The sequence below is a fragment of the Acidocella sp. genome, assembly GCF_027352905.1.
GTDB lineage: Bacteria > Pseudomonadota > Alphaproteobacteria > Acetobacterales > Acetobacteraceae > Acidocella.
Genome location: NZ_DAIEIF010000054.1, coordinates 13,591 through 28,683, shown reverse-complemented (window position 1 = coordinate 28,683; position 15,093 = coordinate 13,591). Strand labels below are relative to the sequence as shown.

Below are 15,093 nucleotides of genomic sequence, written 5' to 3'. Positions count from 1 at the left end.
CGGGCCGCCGCGCCCGCGGCCCACCCGGCCCCGCTCGCGGCCACGCCCAGCAGGCCGCGCCGGCGCAGGGGCAAAACGCGTTCGTCGGCGCGGTTCATGGCTGGTCCACCGTCGCCACTTTCTGCGCCACCCGCGCGAGCGGCTCTTGCAAGGCCTGGATGGCGCGGCTGAGCTTGGCCGCGTCGCTCTGCCGCAAGGCGGCTGTATAGAGCCTGTAGCCGCCGGGCTGCTCCCGGTCGCGATACGTATCCAGCAACGCCATCACCTTGTCGAATTCGGCCTGCACCCGCGCGGTCAGGGCGGGGTCGATCTTCTCCAGCCCGGGCTTCAGGAAGGCGAAGGCTTGTTCCGCCCCTTCCACATTGCCGGCGAAATCCACGAGATCGATATGGCTGTACGCCTCCTCCTCACCGCTGATCTTGGTGGATTGCACCTCCTCCAGCAGGTCGGCCGCGCCATTGGCGAGGTCTTCCGGCTTGTAGCTGAGGGTGCGGGTGAGCTTCGCCAGCCTTTGCACATTCGCCAGCAATTCCGCCGCCTGCGCCTTCGTCTTACCGGTGATCGCGCCGTTGAGAAACAAATCGCGCTCAATGGCGTGGAAACCGTGCCAGCCTACCTTCGGGTCGAGGCTGGAGGCGCGCATATCGATCAGATAATCCAGGCTGCCCGCGTTATCGGTGATCTGATGGCCGGGCAGGACAAACCCGTCCACGTCGGATTCGATCCGTTCGTAAAACGGGCGGGCGAGCTGGTACTGGATGCGGGCCTTGGCCAGATCCCCCGCATCGATATCGGATTTGAGGAGCGAGACGGCCTGGACCATGGCATCCGCCACGCCCACGACATATTGCGCGTATTGCTGCGTCCCCTCGTTCAGCAATTGGGCGGCGTCACCGGTGGCGGCGGAGGCGGCCTGGCCGGTGACGGTGAAACCGAGCATCTCCCGGTTGGCGCCCGGGCAGTAGATTTGGTAGGCGCCGCCGCCCAGCGTGAGGGTCAGGCTGACCGGCGGCAGACCCGGGGCGAGGTTCTCCTTCTCACCCAGGATGCGGTTGTCGCTTTGAATCTCCACCTCGGTGAGTCCCGTCGCGTTTTTGTTGGATACCGTGAAGGTGACCGGTCCAGCCCTGGCCGTGTCATAATCCAGCATGCAGGCCCCGCCATTCTCGCCGGTGAGCGTGATATGAACCTGCGCGGCGCCATCGGCCACCGGGGCCGTGGCCGCGCCGGCCAGAGCGGGCGCCCCGGCAAGGGCGGCGCCCAGGCCGAGAATGAGGAGACGGGCCGGTATGGGCCTAATCCGTGACATTTCGTTGTCCTTCATAGAGAGGAGAAAGATGGGATTGTTCCCGGCTGACGGTCTGGCCTGCGCGGCGCGCCGGCCAGGCGAGAAGAAGCGCGGCGATGACGAGCGCCCCCGGCATCGCGCGCCCCCAGAAGAGATGGGCCTGCCGCGCCTCCTTCAGCCGGGCGAGAGCCGCCGGTGCGGCGCGGCTCCATTCCGCCGCCACGCGCCAAGCGCCCGTCCCATCCGGCGGCAAAGTGAGGGTGCGGGGGCTATAAAACCCGCTGCCGGAAATCGTGACGGCGCGGGCGGCGCTGTGCCGGGCCTCGATCAGCACGCCATCCGCCGCCCAGACATCCGTGCGGAGCGTCTCCGACCATGCCGCGTGGTACGGCCCCGGATGCTGGCGAGGATTGAGGCCGATCGGCACTTGGCCGCCATTCAGCGCGACCAGTTGCTCCGCCGTTAAAACCGATGGCGCCTGGGCCACCGCGCCGCCGCCTTGCAAATGCCAGGTCTTCACCGCCAGCCCGCCACGCGTTTCAACGCTGGCCGCGGCGGCGGGCAAGGGGATCACGCTCTGCCGGCCTTGCAGGTCGAGCCGCAACGCGCCCCCGGCGAGCCGGGCGGTGCCGAGAAGCGACCCGTCCCCGGCCACCACCGGCGCCTCTGGCGCCAGCATCGGCCGGGGCGCCGGAAAGAGGGCCAGGCCGGCCGCCGCGGCGAGGCATAGCGCCGCCAAAGCGAGACGCAGCCGCCGGGTGGCTGCCGGGGCCGGGCGGTACCGCCGCGGCCAGTACAGATAGAGCGTGACGGGAATGAAATAGGCCAGCCAGCCGCAAAGCTCGGCGAGGCGGGGGTCGGCGGGGATGCCGAGCACCCCGGTGATCAATGCCGACCGCACCGTGCCGGGGGTAACCAGCCAGGCGAGGTCGAGCGTTCGGTCCTGGCCGATATTTAGCCACCCGGCCTCATGCGCCGTGCGCAGCGCGGAGACGACCAGCCCCGCCGCGACGAGAATGAGGAAAAACCCGGTGACGCGAAAAAAACGGGAGAGATTGATTTTGACACCGCCGATATAGATGCCCCAGCCGATCGCCACGGCGAGAAGAATCCCGAGCACCGCCCCCCAGGCCGCCAGCGCCGCCGATTGCGCGGCGGAAAAGGTGGCGAGGAGAAAGACGGCGGTCTCGAACCCCTCTTTCATCACCGCGAGAAAGGCCATGAGCGCCAAGGCGAGCACCCCGGTATGGCCGAGCGCCGCCGCGGCCTGGGCTTCCAGCTCCCGCTTCATCGTGCGGGCATGCTGGTTCATCCAGACGATCATGCCAGTGACGAAAAACACGGCGATGCCGCCGATGATGGTTTCCATCGCCTCCTGTTCCGCCTGGGGCAAAGCGCGTTCCAGCACATCCAGCCCCACCCCGACCAGGAGGGAGAGGAGGAGCGCCAGCCCCACCCCCATCCACATCGCCGCGAGCGGCCGGCCGTTTTTTTTCAAGAAAGCGGCGATGATGCCGACAATGAGCGCCGCCTCCAGCCCCTCGCGCAAACCGATAATGAAAGTCGCTAGCATTTGAGCGCCCTAGCGTATAGGCAATGCGATTGCAAGTCGTTCTCAAATTCTACGAGGGCGATGCCTAAAACGTGACGACGCCGCGCAGGCCCACCACCAGCTCGTTTCCCAGCCGCTGGCGCGGGTCGAGCGGGTCGTCTATTCCCCCGCCGGGACGGATCACATATTGCAGATCAGGCTGAAGCAGCAGCCAGGGCGTGGCCTGGGCCTGGTAGGTCGCCTCGATGAGATACTCCGCGCCAGGGCGGCGCCCCCCCGCATCGGCGATGGCATCGGCGGCCCGGGAAGACACATGGGCGACGCCGAAATCGAGCCCCACCTGGTCATCCTCCCGCCCGGCGAATGGCGCGGTGAGCGTGACGCCGCCATTGAAGCCGAAATCGATATAATTGCGGTCATCCGGCGCGCCCATGATCCGGCCGAACAGGTTGAGGCTGCGCTTGGCGCTGGCGGCTGAGCGCCACACCATCTGATCCACCACCCCATACAGGCTGTAATTGCCGCGATGCTCGGCATCGTAACGCTGATCAGGGAAGGTGGCGGAATCGTACCAGCCGCCGAATTTATAGGTGCCGGGCAGCCCGAGAGCCTCGGTCGCATATTGGATCTCGGCGATCCACAAGGCGCCATTGTTCAGGTTAAAACGCCCGCCGGCAGGGTCGAGCGCCTGCTGATCCTCATCGAAGCCGCCGCCCCCGGGATCATCGTCGAACACGCCCGCCAGGATCGTGACGCTATCATCGGGCTTGTATTGGCCGCGCAGGCCGAGGGAGCTCAGCGGATAGGCGGGGCCGCCGCCATAGAGGTCCAGGGACGGAACCACCGGCCAGCCCGCCATGGTGTTGACGAACAGAGCCGAATCATCGCTGCCCATGAATTCATTATCGATGCTCTGCTGGCCGAGCTTGAGATCGAACCGGCCATCCGGCGTCGCCTGGTCGTACCAAAGCTCCCATAGCCGCGTCGCGTTCTCGCCCTCATTGCCATTGGCGGCCTGGATGTTGTCGAGATAAGGGCCGCTCAACGGCTGGCCGTGCAGCTGCAACGCGGAGACATGGAAGGCTCCGCCTTGCAGGCCAAAGGCTTTGCCGGTGTCCACATCGAGCGTCATGGTGGTCACGCCCTGCATTGTCGCCCCGGTTTTCACGCCGCCTATGACGTTGCCCAGCAGGTTTTCGGAATCCGAGATGTCCAGTGTCACGCCATGCGCGGCCAAGGCGGGTTTCAGCCCGCCCCACGCGCCCAGCAGGCCGGTTTCATCCTGGTCCTCGGCTCCGGCGGGAGCGGCCAAGGCGGTGGCCAGCACGGCCCATCCGGCCAGTCGCGCGAATTTCAATGATCTCAGCATCCCTGCTCGCCTCCATGATGCGAATTATTCTTAATCGCATACAGGCTTTCCGCCCGCGCCGCAATAGCCGGGGGAGTTTCCGCCGCCGCTTGCCCCGCCCGCTTCAGATGATATGTCTGCGAAACCCGCGCGCCCCGCGCGGCGACGCCATGGAGGTTCCCCATGCCATTCATCAAAATCGAGCGGCTGGATACGATCGCCATCATCCGCCTCGCCCATTATGAGCGGCGCAACGCCCTCGGCGGCGAACTCGTCACGGAAATACTCGCCGCCCTGGCGCAATTCGGCGCCGAGGACGTGCGGGCCGTCATTCTCCGCAACGATGTGAAGGACAAAACCTGGTCGGCGGGATTCGATATCAACGAGCTGCCCTCCCCCGGCCAGGACCCGGTGCCCTACGATAATCCCTTGCGGCGGCTGGTGCGCGCGGTGCGGGAATGTCGCGCCCCGGTCATCGCCATGCTCGATGGCGCCGTCTGGGGCGGGGCCTGTGAGCTGATGATGGCCTGCGACATCGTCACCGGCGATGAGAACGCCGCCTTCGCCATCAGCCCGGCCCGGCTGGGGCTGCCTTACAATGCCAGCGGCATCCAGGGATTCCTCGCCCGGCTGCCGCTCAACATCGTCAATGAAATGTTCTTCACCGCCGAGCCTATCGGCGCCGGGCGCGCCGCGGCGCTCGGCTTGCTGAATCTGCTCGCCCCGGCGGCCGAGCTGGAGGAAAAAACCTATGCGATGGCGCGCCTCATCGCCTCGCGCTCTCCGCTGGCGATCTCCGCCTATAAGGCCCAGGCTCAATCCTTGGTCCAAGCCGCGCCCCTGCCCCCCAGCGAAGCCGAGCGGCTGGAAGCCATCCGCCGCGACGCCTATTGCGGGGCGGATTACGCCGAGGGGTTGCGCGCCTTCGCGGAAAGGCGGGCCCCGCAATTCCCGCCCCGAGGATGAGGGCGGGGTTGGGACATTAAATTTGTCCTGAAATAAATTAAATCATTGGTTTGAACGCTGAAACTGATACAAGCTCGTGCTTGTGCAGGCGACCTGCTTTCCCATCTGTGGGAAGGATTACAAAATAAGGCGAGGTCAAATTATGGGGCGTATGATAAAAGTCTGGGGCGCAATCGCAGCTGTGATGGGAGGGATCGCGGCGGCCGGCCCGGCGCTGGCGCAAACCCCCTCCCCCCTGGCTGAGTGGCAATATTCCTCCGGGATTCAATTACAGAGATTGTTCGAACCCACCATTCCGACCTGGGAAGTGGAGCTGGGGCTGGGTACCAGCCTGCAACCCGCCGCCCCGGGGCTGGAGCGTTATAAAATCCAGGCCGGCCCCGCGATCGACATACGCTATAAGGACAGGTTTTTCTTATCCTCCGGGGAGGGCATCGGCGCGAACCTGTTCAGTTTCCGGCATATCAGCGTCGGCGCGGCGATCACCTATGATCTCGGCCGCTCCCCGCATATCGATGGCCGGGATCTGAACGGGCTGGGCACCATCCATCCCACCCCCGAGATCAAGATTTTCGCCACCTGGGTCGTCTCCAAGAGCTTTCCCCTCACCATCCGGGTGGATGAGCGCAAGCAGCTTGGCGCCTCCTACGGCTATATCGGCGATGTCGGCGCCTATATGCCGATGCCGGGAAGCTCGGAGAAATTCGCCTGGTTTTTCGGGCCGACCCTTACCTGGGCCAATACCCGTTACATGAATACCTATTTCGGCGTCAGCCACACGCAGGCCGCCTCCACCCGCTACTCCTACTATAAGCCGCATGGCGGGCTGGATTCCACGGGCGCCGGGCTTTCCGCCGATTATTTCATCAACCCGCATGTCATCATTAACGTAGACGCGGCTTACTCCCGCCTGCTCTCCAGCGCCTCCAACAGCCCGATCACCCAGAACAGCAACCAGGGATTCGTCTCGATCACCGGGCTTTATAAATTCTAACCAGCGCCCACGCCGCGGCCGGTTCACCGGGCGCGGCTGGCCGGGCGGTCAGAAAATCTTGTCGATGATCTCCTCGCCGATACCAAACCCGGCGCCCATCTCCAGCGCCCGGCCGAAACCGGAATTGAGAAAGCCGCCGAGAATCCCGCCCCCTTGCTGCGGATAGGCGGGATAGGCCGGGTAGCCAGGCTGGCCATAGCCGGGCGGGTTGCCCCAGGGCTGTTGCGGCGGCATCTGCTGCGCCTGGCTGGCAACAAATGCATGAAGCGATTGCAGCAGATTGGCGACCTGGTTTTGCTCCGCCTGAATGGCCAAGGCGATGCCTTTGAGGTCCAGCAGCCACTCCCGGGCATTCTGGTCGCCGGCTTGGGCCGCGCTTTGCAGCTTGCGCGCCAAGGCCTGCAATTCCATCACCGTCCGCTGGGCTTGGGATTGAAGCTGGCCATATTGATTGTCGATGGTCTGGATATCCATTTGACCCTCCTTTGCGAGTCCTGGATATACGCCAATTACGGCGGCAATGGGACCCCGCCCAAGGGGCGTCAGGCGGCGCGGCGCCCCCCGCGCGCGGCGGCGTAGGCGGCGCAGGCCTCGCCAAAGGCCTGGAAAATCCGCTGCCGGTCGGGGTAGCTCAGCACCTCCCATTCCGGGTGCCATTGCACCGCCAGGGCGAAGCTGCGCGCGCCCTCCACCCGCACGGCCTCGATGGTGCCATCCGGCGCCAGCCCCTCCACCGCCAGCCCGCCGGCCAGCCGGTCGATGCCCTGGCCATGGAGGGAATTGACCTGGATGATCTCCGCGCCGCAAACCCGGGCCATCTCGCCCGAGAGCGCGACCTCGTGCTGGAGGCGGAAGCGGAATTCGTTATCACCATCGCCGGCCCGGTGGTCCATGCGCCCCGGCACCTTGTGAACCTCCTGGTACAGCGTGCCGCCCAGCGCCACGTTCAATTCCTGCATGCCGCGACAGATGCAGAGAATGGGAATGCCTCGCTCCATCGCCGCCCGGATCATCGGAATGGTCGTGGCGTCGCGGTCCGGATCATGGCTGTCAGGCGTCGCGTCATAATCCGCGCCATAGCAAATAGGCATGACATTGGAGGGCGAGCCGTTGAACATGACGCCGTCCAGCCGGTCCAGCAGCGGCAGCATCGTCTCGCCCTCGGGCGGGATCAATACCGGCATGGCATTGGCGGCCTGCACCAGCGCGGCGCCGTACCGGGCCGGGGTGGCATGCTGGATATAGCCGGAAATCAGCTTGGTGCAGGCGGGAATACCGACGAGGATTGGGTTTTTCATGTCATGACTCCGCAGGCTGGAAACTTAGCCGGGGGCGGTATAACGCCGCAAGTGCGGCGAGCGCGGCGCTTCCCAGCATCACCAGCGCCATGGGCCGGGCGGTGCCATCGGCCAGCACGCCCACCCCCAGCCCCGCCACCGCGCCGCCGGCATATTGCAGCGTGCCCAGCAAGGCCGCCGCCGCGCCGGCATGAGCCTGGTGGCGGGAAAGGGCGCCCACCATGCAGCAGGGGAAAAGCAGGCCGAACGCCGCCTCGTACAATATCAACGCCGCCGCCAGCGGCAGGGCGCCGCGGGGAGAGAGCGCCAGCGCCAGAAGCAGCAGCGCGCACAGCACCTGCCAGACCGTCATCACCGAGATCACCGGTTGAATCCCGAACCGGTTGACCAGAACGGGGTTGAGCTGGTTGTAGCCGATATAGGCGATGGAATTGATCCCGAACAGCAGCGCGTATTGGGCGCTGGACCAGTGGAACTCCCCCTCGAAAATCTGAGGCGTGCCGCCGAGATAGGCGAACAGGCTGGCGGCGGTGCAGGCAATGATGATGGCGTGGGTGAGAAAGCCCCGCTCGCTGAAAATCTCCGCGTAGCGGGTGAATACGGCGCCGACGCGCAGCCGCGCCCGCCGCTGGGGCGGCAGCGTGTCCGGCAAATAGCGCCACGCGGCGAGCAGCGCGGCGAGCCCGTAAATCGCGCAGATGAAGAAAATAAAGCGCCAGCTTATGAACATTACGCAGACCGCGCCCAGCATCGGGGCGCAGATCGGCGCCAGCCCCATGGCGAGCATCAGTTTGGAGAGCAGCTTCGCCGCGGCGGGGCCGTCCGCCAGGTCGCGCACCACGGCGCGGGGAATTACCACCCCGGCGGAGGCGCCCAGCGCGCTCAAAAACCGGCAGATATAGAGCGAGGCGCCGTTCCAGCTCAGCCCGCAACCGATGGAGGCGAGGATGAAGATCACGAACCCCGCCAGCAAGGGCGCGCGCCGGCCCAGCCGGTCGGAGAGAATGCCCTGCGTCAACTGGCCGAGCGTCAGGCCCGCGAAATAGGCGGCGAGGGAATATTGCGGCGCGGATTGGTCGTGAAGGTCATGAGCGATGGCGGAAAAGGCGGGCAGATACATATCGGTGGCGACGGGGCCAACCGCGATGAGCCCGCCGAGCAGGAAAGGCAGTCTCGGTGTGATGGGGCGATTCATCCGCCCCTTAAAGAGAGAAACATCGCCGCCGCAAAGCCTGGCGCCGGCATTGGTGCGTTGAGAACTTGGGTGGGCTGGTGTAGGGCAGCGGCATGACACGCATCGCCTCCTTGAGCCGCCAGACCCGCGAAACCGACATCACGGTTCTCATCGATCTCGACGGCACCGGCCAGACCGATATCGACACCGGCATCGGCTTTTTCGACCATATGCTGGAGGCGTTCGGGCGCCACGGCCTGTTCGACATCAACATCGTCGCCAAGGGCGACGTGCATATCGACGCGCATCACACGGTGGAGGATGTCGGCATCGTGCTGGGCCAGGCCATCGAGCAGGCCTTGGGCGAGAAGCGGGGCATACAGCGCTTCGGCCAGGCCGCCGCGCCGATGGACGAGGCGCTGGTGGAGGCGGTGATCGACCTTTCGGGCCGCGCCTATCTCGCCTGGGGGGTGAGCTTCGAGCGGCCGATGCTGGGCGAGATGGACACGCAGCTGGTGGAGGAGTTCTTCCGCGCCCTCGCGGGCAACGGCTTCTTCAACCTGCATGTCCGCCAGCTGGCGGGCCATAACGCCCATCATGTCGCGGAGGCCGCGTTCAAATCCGTGGCGCGGGCGCTGCGCGCCGCCGTCATGCCAGAGCCACGCATCGCCGGCATCGTTCCCTCCACCAAAGGGGTGCTGTAGCCGCCATGCGGGTCGCGGTGGTGGATTACCAGAGCGGCAATCTCGCCTCGGCCCTGCGCGGTCTGCAACTGGCGGCCCGGCGGCGGCACATCGCGGCGGAGGTGTTCATCACCGCGCGGCCGGAGGAGTTGCGCCGGGCGGACCGCATCGTTCTGCCCGGGCAGGGCGCCTTCGCGGATTGCGCCGCCGGGCTCGCCAGCGTGCCCGGCCTCGGCGCGGCCCTCGCGGAGCGGGTGGAGCAGGGTGCGCCCTTTCTCGGCATCTGCGTGGGCATGCAGCTGATGGCGGAGCGCGGGCTGGAGCACGGGGTCACCCCGGGATTCGGCTGGATTCGCGGCGAAATCGCCAAAATGCGCCCCGGCCGGGAGCGCCTGCCCCATATGGGCTGGAACGAGCTGGCCTTCACCCCAGGCGCCCATCCTTTGCTCGCCGGGTTGCGCCCGGGCGATCACGCCTATTTCGTCCATTCCTACGCCCTCGCCGGCGGCAATCCTGGCGAGATCATCGCCACCGCCGATTACGCGGGTGAGGTGGTGGCCATGGTCGCCAGCGGCAACCGCGCCGGCACGCAATTCCACGCCGAAAAGAGCCAGGAGGTCGGCTTGACGATCCTGGGAAATTTCCTCGCCTGGTCGCCCTGACCCCTTGATCCACCCCCCCTTAAGCGCGAAGAGGCTGGCGTGAAAACCGCATTGCCCCCGCCCGCCAGCATGACGGCCGAACACATCGACTCCTTCACCGACGAGGCCGATGTCCAGGCCCTGGCCGAAGCCGCCATCGCCGCCGTGCTGGATGGCGGCGGCTTCGGCTGGGTCAAACCGCCCACGGCGGCGGTGGTTGAGCAATATTATCGTGGCGTGCCGCTGGTGCCGGAGCGGGAGCTGATCGTCGGGCGCATGGATGGCGTCATCTACGGCGCCGCCCAATTGCAGAAACCTTCCCGCAACAACGAGGCGCAATCCTTCGCGGTGCATCTCATGCATCATTTCGTCGCCCCTTATGCGCGCGGGCACGGGCTGGCGCGGCTCATTCTCCGCAAGGCGGAGGAGCGGGCGCGGGCGCTGGGCTTTCACATCCTCAATCTCGATGTGCGGGAGACCCAGACCGGAGCCGTCTCCCTTTACAAGGCCGAGGGCTTCGTCCCTTGGGGCACGCATCCCGCCTATGCGCGGGTCAAGGGCCGCATCATTCGCGGCCTGTTCTTCTACAAGGTCCTCAAATGAGCCTCACCCTGTACCCCGCGATCGATCTGAAGGAGGGGCAATGCGTGCGCCTGCTGCGCGGCGACATGGCCAAGGCCACGGTCTTCGCCGCCGATCCCGGCGCGCAGGCCGCCGCCTGGCAGGCGGCGGGATTTGGCTGGATTCACGTCGTCGATCTCGACGGCGCCTTTGCCGGGCGCACCGTCAACCAGGAGGCGGTGCGCGCCATTCTCGCCGCGGTCACGGTGCCGGTGCAGCTGGGCGGCGGGCTGCGGGACATGGCGGCCATCGAGCGCTGGCTGGCGGCGGGCGTGGCCCGGGTGATTCTCGGCTCCGCCGCCGCCAAGAACCCGGAGCTGGTACGCGCGGCCGCCCGCGCCTTTCCGGGCCGCGTCGCCGTCGGGCTCGACGCCCGCGCCGGCATGGTGGCGACGGAGGGCTGGGCCGAGACCTCCACCCTCGCCGCGCGGGACCTCGCCCGGTATTTCGAGGATGCGGGCATCGCCGCGATCATCTACACGGACATCGCCCGCGACGGCACCAAGACCGGCCTCAACCTGGAGGACACGCTCGCTCTGGCGCGCGGCGTGTCCCTGCCCGTCATCGCCTCGGGGGGCGCCGCCTCGGTGGCGGATATCGCCGCGCTCAAACAGGCCGCCCGCGCCCGGCCCAATCTCGAGGGCGCCATTCTCGGCCGCGCTCTTTACGATGGCAGCCTCGACCCGGCGGAGGCGCTGGCCGCATGCTGAAACTGCGCGTCATCCCCTGCCTGGACGTTAAGGACGGGCGCGTGGTCAAGGGGGTGAATTTCGTCTCCCTGCGCGATGCCGGCGACCCGGTGGAACAGGCCGCGCTCTACGACCAGGCCGGGGCGGATGAGCTGACATTTCTCGATATCACCGCCAGCTCCGACCAGCTGGATACGATCCTGGACGTGGTCCAGCGCACCGCCGAGCAGGTTTTCCTGCCGCTCACCGTGGGCGGGGGCATACGCAGCGTGCAGGATATGCGGCGGCTGCTGCTGGCGGGTGCGGATAAATGCTCCATCAACTCCGCCGCCATCGCCCGGCCCGGGCTGGTGGCCGAGGCGGCGGAGAAATTCGGCAGCCAATGCGTGGTCGTCGCCATCGACGCGCGGCAGGCCGGGCCGGGGCGCTGGGAGGTGTTTTCCCATGGCGGGCGGCAGGCCACCGGGCTGGACGCCGTGGCCTGGGCCCAGCGGATGGAAGCCCTGGGCGCGGGAGAAATCCTGCTCACCTCCATGGATCGCGACGGCACCGGGCTGGGCTTCGACCTCGACTTGCTGCGCGCCGTCTGCGCCGCGGTGCGCCTGCCGGTCGTCGCCTCGGGCGGCGTGGGGGAATTGCGGCATTTCGTCGAGGGCGCGCGGGCGGGGGCCACCGGGCTGCTCGCCGCCAGCGTGTTCCATTTCGGCCAGTTCAGCATCGCCGAGGTCAAGCAGGCGCTGGCGCAGGCGCGCTTGCCGGTGCGGCTGCCGCGCACGATATAGGCTGACTCCAAGGAGATATCTGCCCGTTATGGCCAAGAAGATCGAAAAACCGGCAAGCCCGAAGACGAAGAAGACCAGAGCCGCCCCCACCCGCGCCGCTATGGCCCCGCCCAGCGGCGCCGCGCCGGATGGGCGGATTCTCGACCGTCTCTGGGGCACGATTCTCACCCGTGCCGATGCCAGCCCGAATGAAAGCCATTCCGCCCGGCTGCTCTCGCGCGGGACGGAGAAGGTCGCGCAGAAATTCGGCGAGGAGGCGGTGGAATGCGTCATCGAGGCGGTGGCCGGGCACAAGACGGCGCTGATCGGCGAGAGCGCGGATGTGCTCTATCACCTGATGGTCATGTGGGTGAATGCCGGGCTGCGGCCCGACGAGGTATGGACGGAGCTGCACCGGCGGGAGGGCATGAGCGGCATTGCGGAAAAAGCCGCGCGCAAGCAATCTCTCACCGGTTTCCCGACCAAGAAAATTCCCTGAGGAGTGAAGCATGACCTATGACGAGACCAATATCTTCGCCAAGATCCTGCGCGGCGAATTGCCGGCCAAAAAACTCTACGAAGACGATTACGCCCTCGCCTTTCCCGATATTCACCCCCAGGCCCCGGTGCATGTTCTCGTCATCCCCAAGGGCAAATACATCTCCGCCGCCGATTTCAACGCCAAGGCGCCCCCGGAGGAACTCACCGGCTTCTATCGCGCGGTGGCGCATATCGCCCGGCTGATGGGGGTAGAGGAGAGCGGCTACCGCCTCATCTGCAATATCGGGCCGGACAGCCAGCAGATGGTGCCGCATTTCCACGTGCACATTCTCGGCGGCAAGAAAATGGGGCATCTGCTCGCGGCCAGCGCCTGATACCGGCGGGCCGGACCGCAAAACGGCGGCCGGCTCTTTCAGCGGGCCGCCGGCCTCACGCCGAAAACTGGATGACCTCGCGCACCTGCGGGTAGATCTCGTTTTCCCAGCGGCGGCCGGAGAACACGCCGTAATGCCCCACCCCGGTCTGCATGTGGTGGCGCTTGAGCACCGGGCGGAGGTTGGAGCAGAGATCGAGCGCCGCCGAGGTCTGTCCCAGCCCGCAAATATCGTCCCGCTCGCCCTCCACGGTGAGGAGAAAGGTCTTGCGGATCGCGCTGGGGCGCACGGGCCTGCCTCTATAGATCAGCTCCCCGGTCGCCAGCTCATGGCGCATGAAAATGCGCTCGACCGTCTCCAGATAAAATTCCGCGGTCAGATCCATCACCGCCAGATATTCGTCGTAGAAATTGCGGTGCGTTTCGGCCTCCTCCTCCTCCCGCGCCGCGACATGGCGGAACTGGCGCATATGCGCGCCGATATGCTTGTCGAGATTCATCGAGACGAAGGCGGTGAGCTGCATGAAGCCGGGATAGACCCGCCGGCCCGCCCCCTTGTACCGCCAGGGAACGACGCCGATCATTTTATCCTCGAACCAGGCGATGTCCTTGGTCTTCGCCAGCCGGTTGACGCGGGTGGGGTTGCGGCGCGTGTCGATCGGCCCGGCCATCAGCGTCATGCTGCGCGGTGTCGCCGGGTTGTTGTCCTCCGCCATCAGCGAGACGGCGGCGAGCACCGCCACCGTCGGCTGGCACACGCCGACGACATGCCCGCGCGGCCCGAGAATCTCCATGAATTTGATGAGGTGCTCGACATAATCATCGAAGCCGAAGCGCCCGGCGGAGAGGGGAATGTCCCGCGCGTTCTTCCAATCGGTGATATAGACGTCATGGTCGCGCAGCATCACCTCGACGGTGTTGCGCAGCAATGTGGCGAAATGCCCGGAAAGCGGCGCCACGATCAACACCTTGGGCTGAGAACGGTCGCTGTCTTTCTTGAAATGGAGCAGGCCGCCAAACGGCGTCTCGAACACCACTTCCTCGGTGACCGCCACCTCCTGGTTGCCGACCACCGCCCGCTCGATCTTGTAGCTCGGACGCTGATGGGTGGTGCCGGCATAGCCGAAAACCTCCAGCGCCGCGTTGAAATGCCGGAGCATGATTCCGTACGGAGGCTGGGGGGTGAGAAGCCGCAGGAGCGAGCTGGTGTGACGGGCCATTTTCCGCAGCGGGTCAAGAATGTCCGCCTGCGTCTGGTAGATTTCATAAATCATGGAAATACCTTAACCTAACGCCATCTTCCGGTCTCCATAAATATGCTGCGGCCCGGTGCTCCCATAAATGATTGTATTGTCAAAAAAACATTGATAATCAGGTAATGATTGCGCTCCCGAGGAAAATAAAGCAATGGCCGAAGCAACCCTGCTGATCAGCAGCAAGAATTATTCCTCCTGGTCGCTGCGGGGGTTTCTCCTGGCCAAGCTTTCCGGCATTTCCTTCAAGGAGGAGCGGGTCTCACCGGACGATCCCCGCGCCAAGGAGGAATTGCTGATGCGCACCTCCTCCATCCTCGTCCCCTGCCTCATCCATGGTGAGGTCAGCGTTTGGGACACCATCGCCATCGCCGAATATCTGAACGAGACTTTCCCCGAGGCCGGCATGCTGCCCCAGGAAAAAATCGCCAGGGCGCGCTGCCGCTCGATCTCGGGGGAGATGCATTCCGGTTTCTCGGCGCTGCGTTCCTCCTTGCCGATGAATCTGCGCTTCCGCAAACCGGGCTTCACCGTCTGGTCCTCCGCCCAGGCTGATATCGACCGGATCACCTCGATCTGGCATGATTGCCTGACCACCTGGAAGGGCCCCTTTTTGTTCGGCCGCCACCCCACCATCGCGGATTGCATGTACGCGCCGGTGGTCACCCGCTTCCAATCCTACGATGTCAGCGTCGGCCCGCTCTGCCAGGAATATTGCGACACGATTCTCTCCTGGCCGCCGATGAAGGAATGGGTCGCCGACGCCAAGGAGGAGCCGCAGGAGATCATCGAGCTCGATCTCGATTTTTAAAGTCTACCCGCTCTCCAGCAAGATGCCGCCGGGGCGTCCCGGCGGGGTTTGGGCATCAGGCGGGCACCGCTTGCTCCCAGGGGGTGGGGGTTGGCACGGCGCAAGGCCCATCCACATCCACCGTGCCAAAGGCCGCCGGC

17 protein-coding genes are annotated in these 15,093 nt (G+C 65.8%); 10 read left to right on the top strand and 7 right to left on the bottom strand.

The window, feature by feature from the left end; genetic code table 11:
• Positions 1 to 94: 94 nt before the first annotated feature.
• From efeO to M7H45_RS10570, 3 genes are all read right to left on the bottom strand, one after another.
• Positions 95 to 1,309 carry an iron uptake system protein EfeO gene (efeO, locus tag M7H45_RS10580; RefSeq protein ID WP_298216760.1) on the bottom strand — a complete coding sequence of 405 codons (1,215 nt, stop codon included), beginning with the start codon at positions 1,307 to 1,309 and terminating at the stop codon, positions 95 to 97.
• Positions 1,296 to 2,861 (bottom strand): iron uptake transporter permease EfeU, encoded by a 1,566-nt coding sequence (efeU, locus tag M7H45_RS10575; RefSeq protein WP_298216758.1) that lies wholly within the window; start codon positions 2,859 to 2,861, stop codon positions 1,296 to 1,298. Before efeU ends, efeO begins: the two co-directional genes overlap by 14 nt.
• Before the next feature lie 64 nt (positions 2,862 to 2,925).
• Positions 2,926 to 4,197: a carbohydrate porin gene (locus M7H45_RS10570; protein ID WP_298216757.1), complete on the bottom strand. Its 1,272-nt coding sequence runs from the start codon at positions 4,195 to 4,197 to the stop codon at positions 2,926 to 2,928.
• Positions 4,198 to 4,371: 174 nt separating this feature from the next.
• On the opposite strand from M7H45_RS10570, the gene scpB reads away from it, so the two are divergent.
• Positions 4,372 to 5,154 carry a methylmalonyl-CoA decarboxylase gene (gene scpB / locus M7H45_RS10565; protein WP_298216756.1) on the top strand — a complete coding sequence of 261 codons (783 nt, stop codon included), beginning with the start codon at positions 4,372 to 4,374 and terminating at the stop codon, positions 5,152 to 5,154.
• A gap of 184 nt (positions 5,155 to 5,338) precedes the next feature.
• The gene (locus tag M7H45_RS10560; RefSeq protein WP_298216762.1) at positions 5,339 to 6,148 is read left to right on the top strand and encodes a MipA/OmpV family protein; all 810 of its coding nucleotides are present in this window, start codon (positions 5,339 to 5,341) and stop codon (positions 6,146 to 6,148) included.
• A gap of 48 nt (positions 6,149 to 6,196) precedes the next feature.
• Here the strand turns inward: M7H45_RS10560 and M7H45_RS10555 are convergent, their stop codons facing one another.
• From M7H45_RS10555 to M7H45_RS10545, 3 genes are all read right to left on the bottom strand, one after another.
• Positions 6,197 to 6,622 (bottom strand): hypothetical protein, encoded by a 426-nt coding sequence (locus M7H45_RS10555; protein ID WP_298216754.1) that lies wholly within the window; start codon positions 6,620 to 6,622, stop codon positions 6,197 to 6,199.
• A 68-nt stretch (positions 6,623 to 6,690) separates the two neighbouring features.
• Positions 6,691 to 7,446: a gamma-glutamyl-gamma-aminobutyrate hydrolase family protein gene (locus tag M7H45_RS10550; RefSeq protein WP_298216753.1), complete on the bottom strand. Its 756-nt coding sequence runs from the start codon at positions 7,444 to 7,446 to the stop codon at positions 6,691 to 6,693.
• 1 nt (position 7,447) lies between these two features.
• Positions 7,448 to 8,641 (bottom strand): multidrug effflux MFS transporter, encoded by a 1,194-nt coding sequence (locus M7H45_RS10545; protein WP_298216752.1) that lies wholly within the window; start codon positions 8,639 to 8,641, stop codon positions 7,448 to 7,450.
• A gap of 92 nt (positions 8,642 to 8,733) precedes the next feature.
• On the opposite strand from M7H45_RS10545, the gene hisB reads away from it, so the two are divergent.
• From hisB to M7H45_RS10510, 7 genes are read left to right on the top strand one after another with little or no spacing between them, the layout of a single operon-like run.
• Positions 8,734 to 9,324, top strand: a complete 591-nt coding sequence (gene hisB / locus M7H45_RS10540) for an imidazoleglycerol-phosphate dehydratase HisB (protein ID WP_298216750.1) — start codon at positions 8,734 to 8,736, stop codon at positions 9,322 to 9,324.
• A 5-nt stretch (positions 9,325 to 9,329) separates the two neighbouring features.
• On the top strand, positions 9,330 to 9,965 hold the full coding sequence (gene hisH, locus M7H45_RS10535) for an imidazole glycerol phosphate synthase subunit HisH (protein ID WP_298216748.1): 636 nt from the start codon (positions 9,330 to 9,332) through the stop codon (positions 9,963 to 9,965).
• Between the two features lie 39 nt (positions 9,966 to 10,004).
• The gene (locus M7H45_RS10530; protein WP_298216746.1) at positions 10,005 to 10,547 is read left to right on the top strand and encodes a GNAT family N-acetyltransferase; all 543 of its coding nucleotides are present in this window, start codon (positions 10,005 to 10,007) and stop codon (positions 10,545 to 10,547) included.
• On the top strand, positions 10,544 to 11,275 hold the full coding sequence (gene hisA, locus M7H45_RS10525; RefSeq protein WP_298216744.1) for a 1-(5-phosphoribosyl)-5-[(5-phosphoribosylamino)methylideneamino]imidazole-4-carboxamide isomerase: 732 nt from the start codon (positions 10,544 to 10,546) through the stop codon (positions 11,273 to 11,275). The genes M7H45_RS10530 and hisA overlap by 4 nt, the downstream gene beginning before the upstream one ends.
• Positions 11,269 to 12,036 (top strand): imidazole glycerol phosphate synthase subunit HisF, encoded by a 768-nt coding sequence (gene hisF / locus M7H45_RS10520; RefSeq protein ID WP_298216742.1) that lies wholly within the window; start codon positions 11,269 to 11,271, stop codon positions 12,034 to 12,036. Before hisA ends, hisF begins: the two co-directional genes overlap by 7 nt.
• A 28-nt stretch (positions 12,037 to 12,064) precedes the next feature.
• Positions 12,065 to 12,514, top strand: a complete 450-nt coding sequence (locus tag M7H45_RS10515) for a phosphoribosyl-ATP diphosphatase (protein ID WP_298216740.1) — start codon at positions 12,065 to 12,067, stop codon at positions 12,512 to 12,514.
• A gap of 10 nt (positions 12,515 to 12,524) precedes the next feature.
• Entirely contained in the window at positions 12,525 to 12,890 is a 366-nt protein-coding gene (locus M7H45_RS10510) for a histidine triad nucleotide-binding protein (RefSeq protein ID WP_298216739.1), read from the top strand.
• A 55-nt stretch (positions 12,891 to 12,945) separates the two neighbouring features.
• Here the strand turns inward: M7H45_RS10510 and M7H45_RS10505 are convergent, their stop codons facing one another.
• Complete coding sequence (locus M7H45_RS10505) at positions 12,946 to 14,163, bottom strand: polyhydroxyalkanoate depolymerase (protein ID WP_298216738.1); 1,218 nt, start codon at positions 14,161 to 14,163, stop codon at positions 12,946 to 12,948.
• A 133-nt stretch (positions 14,164 to 14,296) separates the two neighbouring features.
• Between M7H45_RS10505 and M7H45_RS10500 the strand changes: the two genes are divergently transcribed.
• Positions 14,297 to 14,953 (top strand): glutathione S-transferase, encoded by a 657-nt coding sequence (locus M7H45_RS10500; RefSeq protein WP_298216736.1) that lies wholly within the window; start codon positions 14,297 to 14,299, stop codon positions 14,951 to 14,953.
• Positions 14,954 to 15,093 lie beyond the last annotated feature (140 nt).

Coding starts and splice junctions, on each gene's coding strand:
- M7H45_RS10550 (WP_298216753.1), bottom strand. CDS start 7,446: ATGAAAAACCCAATCCTCGTCGGTATTCCCGCCTGCACCAAGCTGATT.
- efeO (WP_298216760.1), bottom strand. CDS start 1,309: ATGTCACGGATTAGGCCCATACCGGCCCGTCTCCTCATTCTCGGCCTG.
- hisB (WP_298216750.1), top strand. CDS start 8,734: ATGACACGCATCGCCTCCTTGAGCCGCCAGACCCGCGAAACCGACATC.
- M7H45_RS10505 (WP_298216738.1), bottom strand. CDS start 14,163: ATGATTTATGAAATCTACCAGACGCAGGCGGACATTCTTGACCCGCTG.
- efeU (WP_298216758.1), bottom strand. CDS start 2,861: ATGCTAGCGACTTTCATTATCGGTTTGCGCGAGGGGCTGGAGGCGGCG.
- hisA (WP_298216744.1), top strand. CDS start 10,544: ATGAGCCTCACCCTGTACCCCGCGATCGATCTGAAGGAGGGGCAATGC.
- M7H45_RS10560 (WP_298216762.1), top strand. CDS start 5,339: ATGGGAGGGATCGCGGCGGCCGGCCCGGCGCTGGCGCAAACCCCCTCC.
- hisF (WP_298216742.1), top strand. CDS start 11,269: ATGCTGAAACTGCGCGTCATCCCCTGCCTGGACGTTAAGGACGGGCGC.
- M7H45_RS10515 (WP_298216740.1), top strand. CDS start 12,065: ATGGCCAAGAAGATCGAAAAACCGGCAAGCCCGAAGACGAAGAAGACC.
- M7H45_RS10555 (WP_298216754.1), bottom strand. CDS start 6,622: ATGGATATCCAGACCATCGACAATCAATATGGCCAGCTTCAATCCCAA.
- M7H45_RS10510 (WP_298216739.1), top strand. CDS start 12,525: ATGACCTATGACGAGACCAATATCTTCGCCAAGATCCTGCGCGGCGAA.
- hisH (WP_298216748.1), top strand. CDS start 9,330: ATGCGGGTCGCGGTGGTGGATTACCAGAGCGGCAATCTCGCCTCGGCC.
- scpB (WP_298216756.1), top strand. CDS start 4,372: ATGCCATTCATCAAAATCGAGCGGCTGGATACGATCGCCATCATCCGC.
- M7H45_RS10500 (WP_298216736.1), top strand. CDS start 14,297: ATGGCCGAAGCAACCCTGCTGATCAGCAGCAAGAATTATTCCTCCTGG.
- M7H45_RS10545 (WP_298216752.1), bottom strand. CDS start 8,641: ATGAATCGCCCCATCACACCGAGACTGCCTTTCCTGCTCGGCGGGCTC.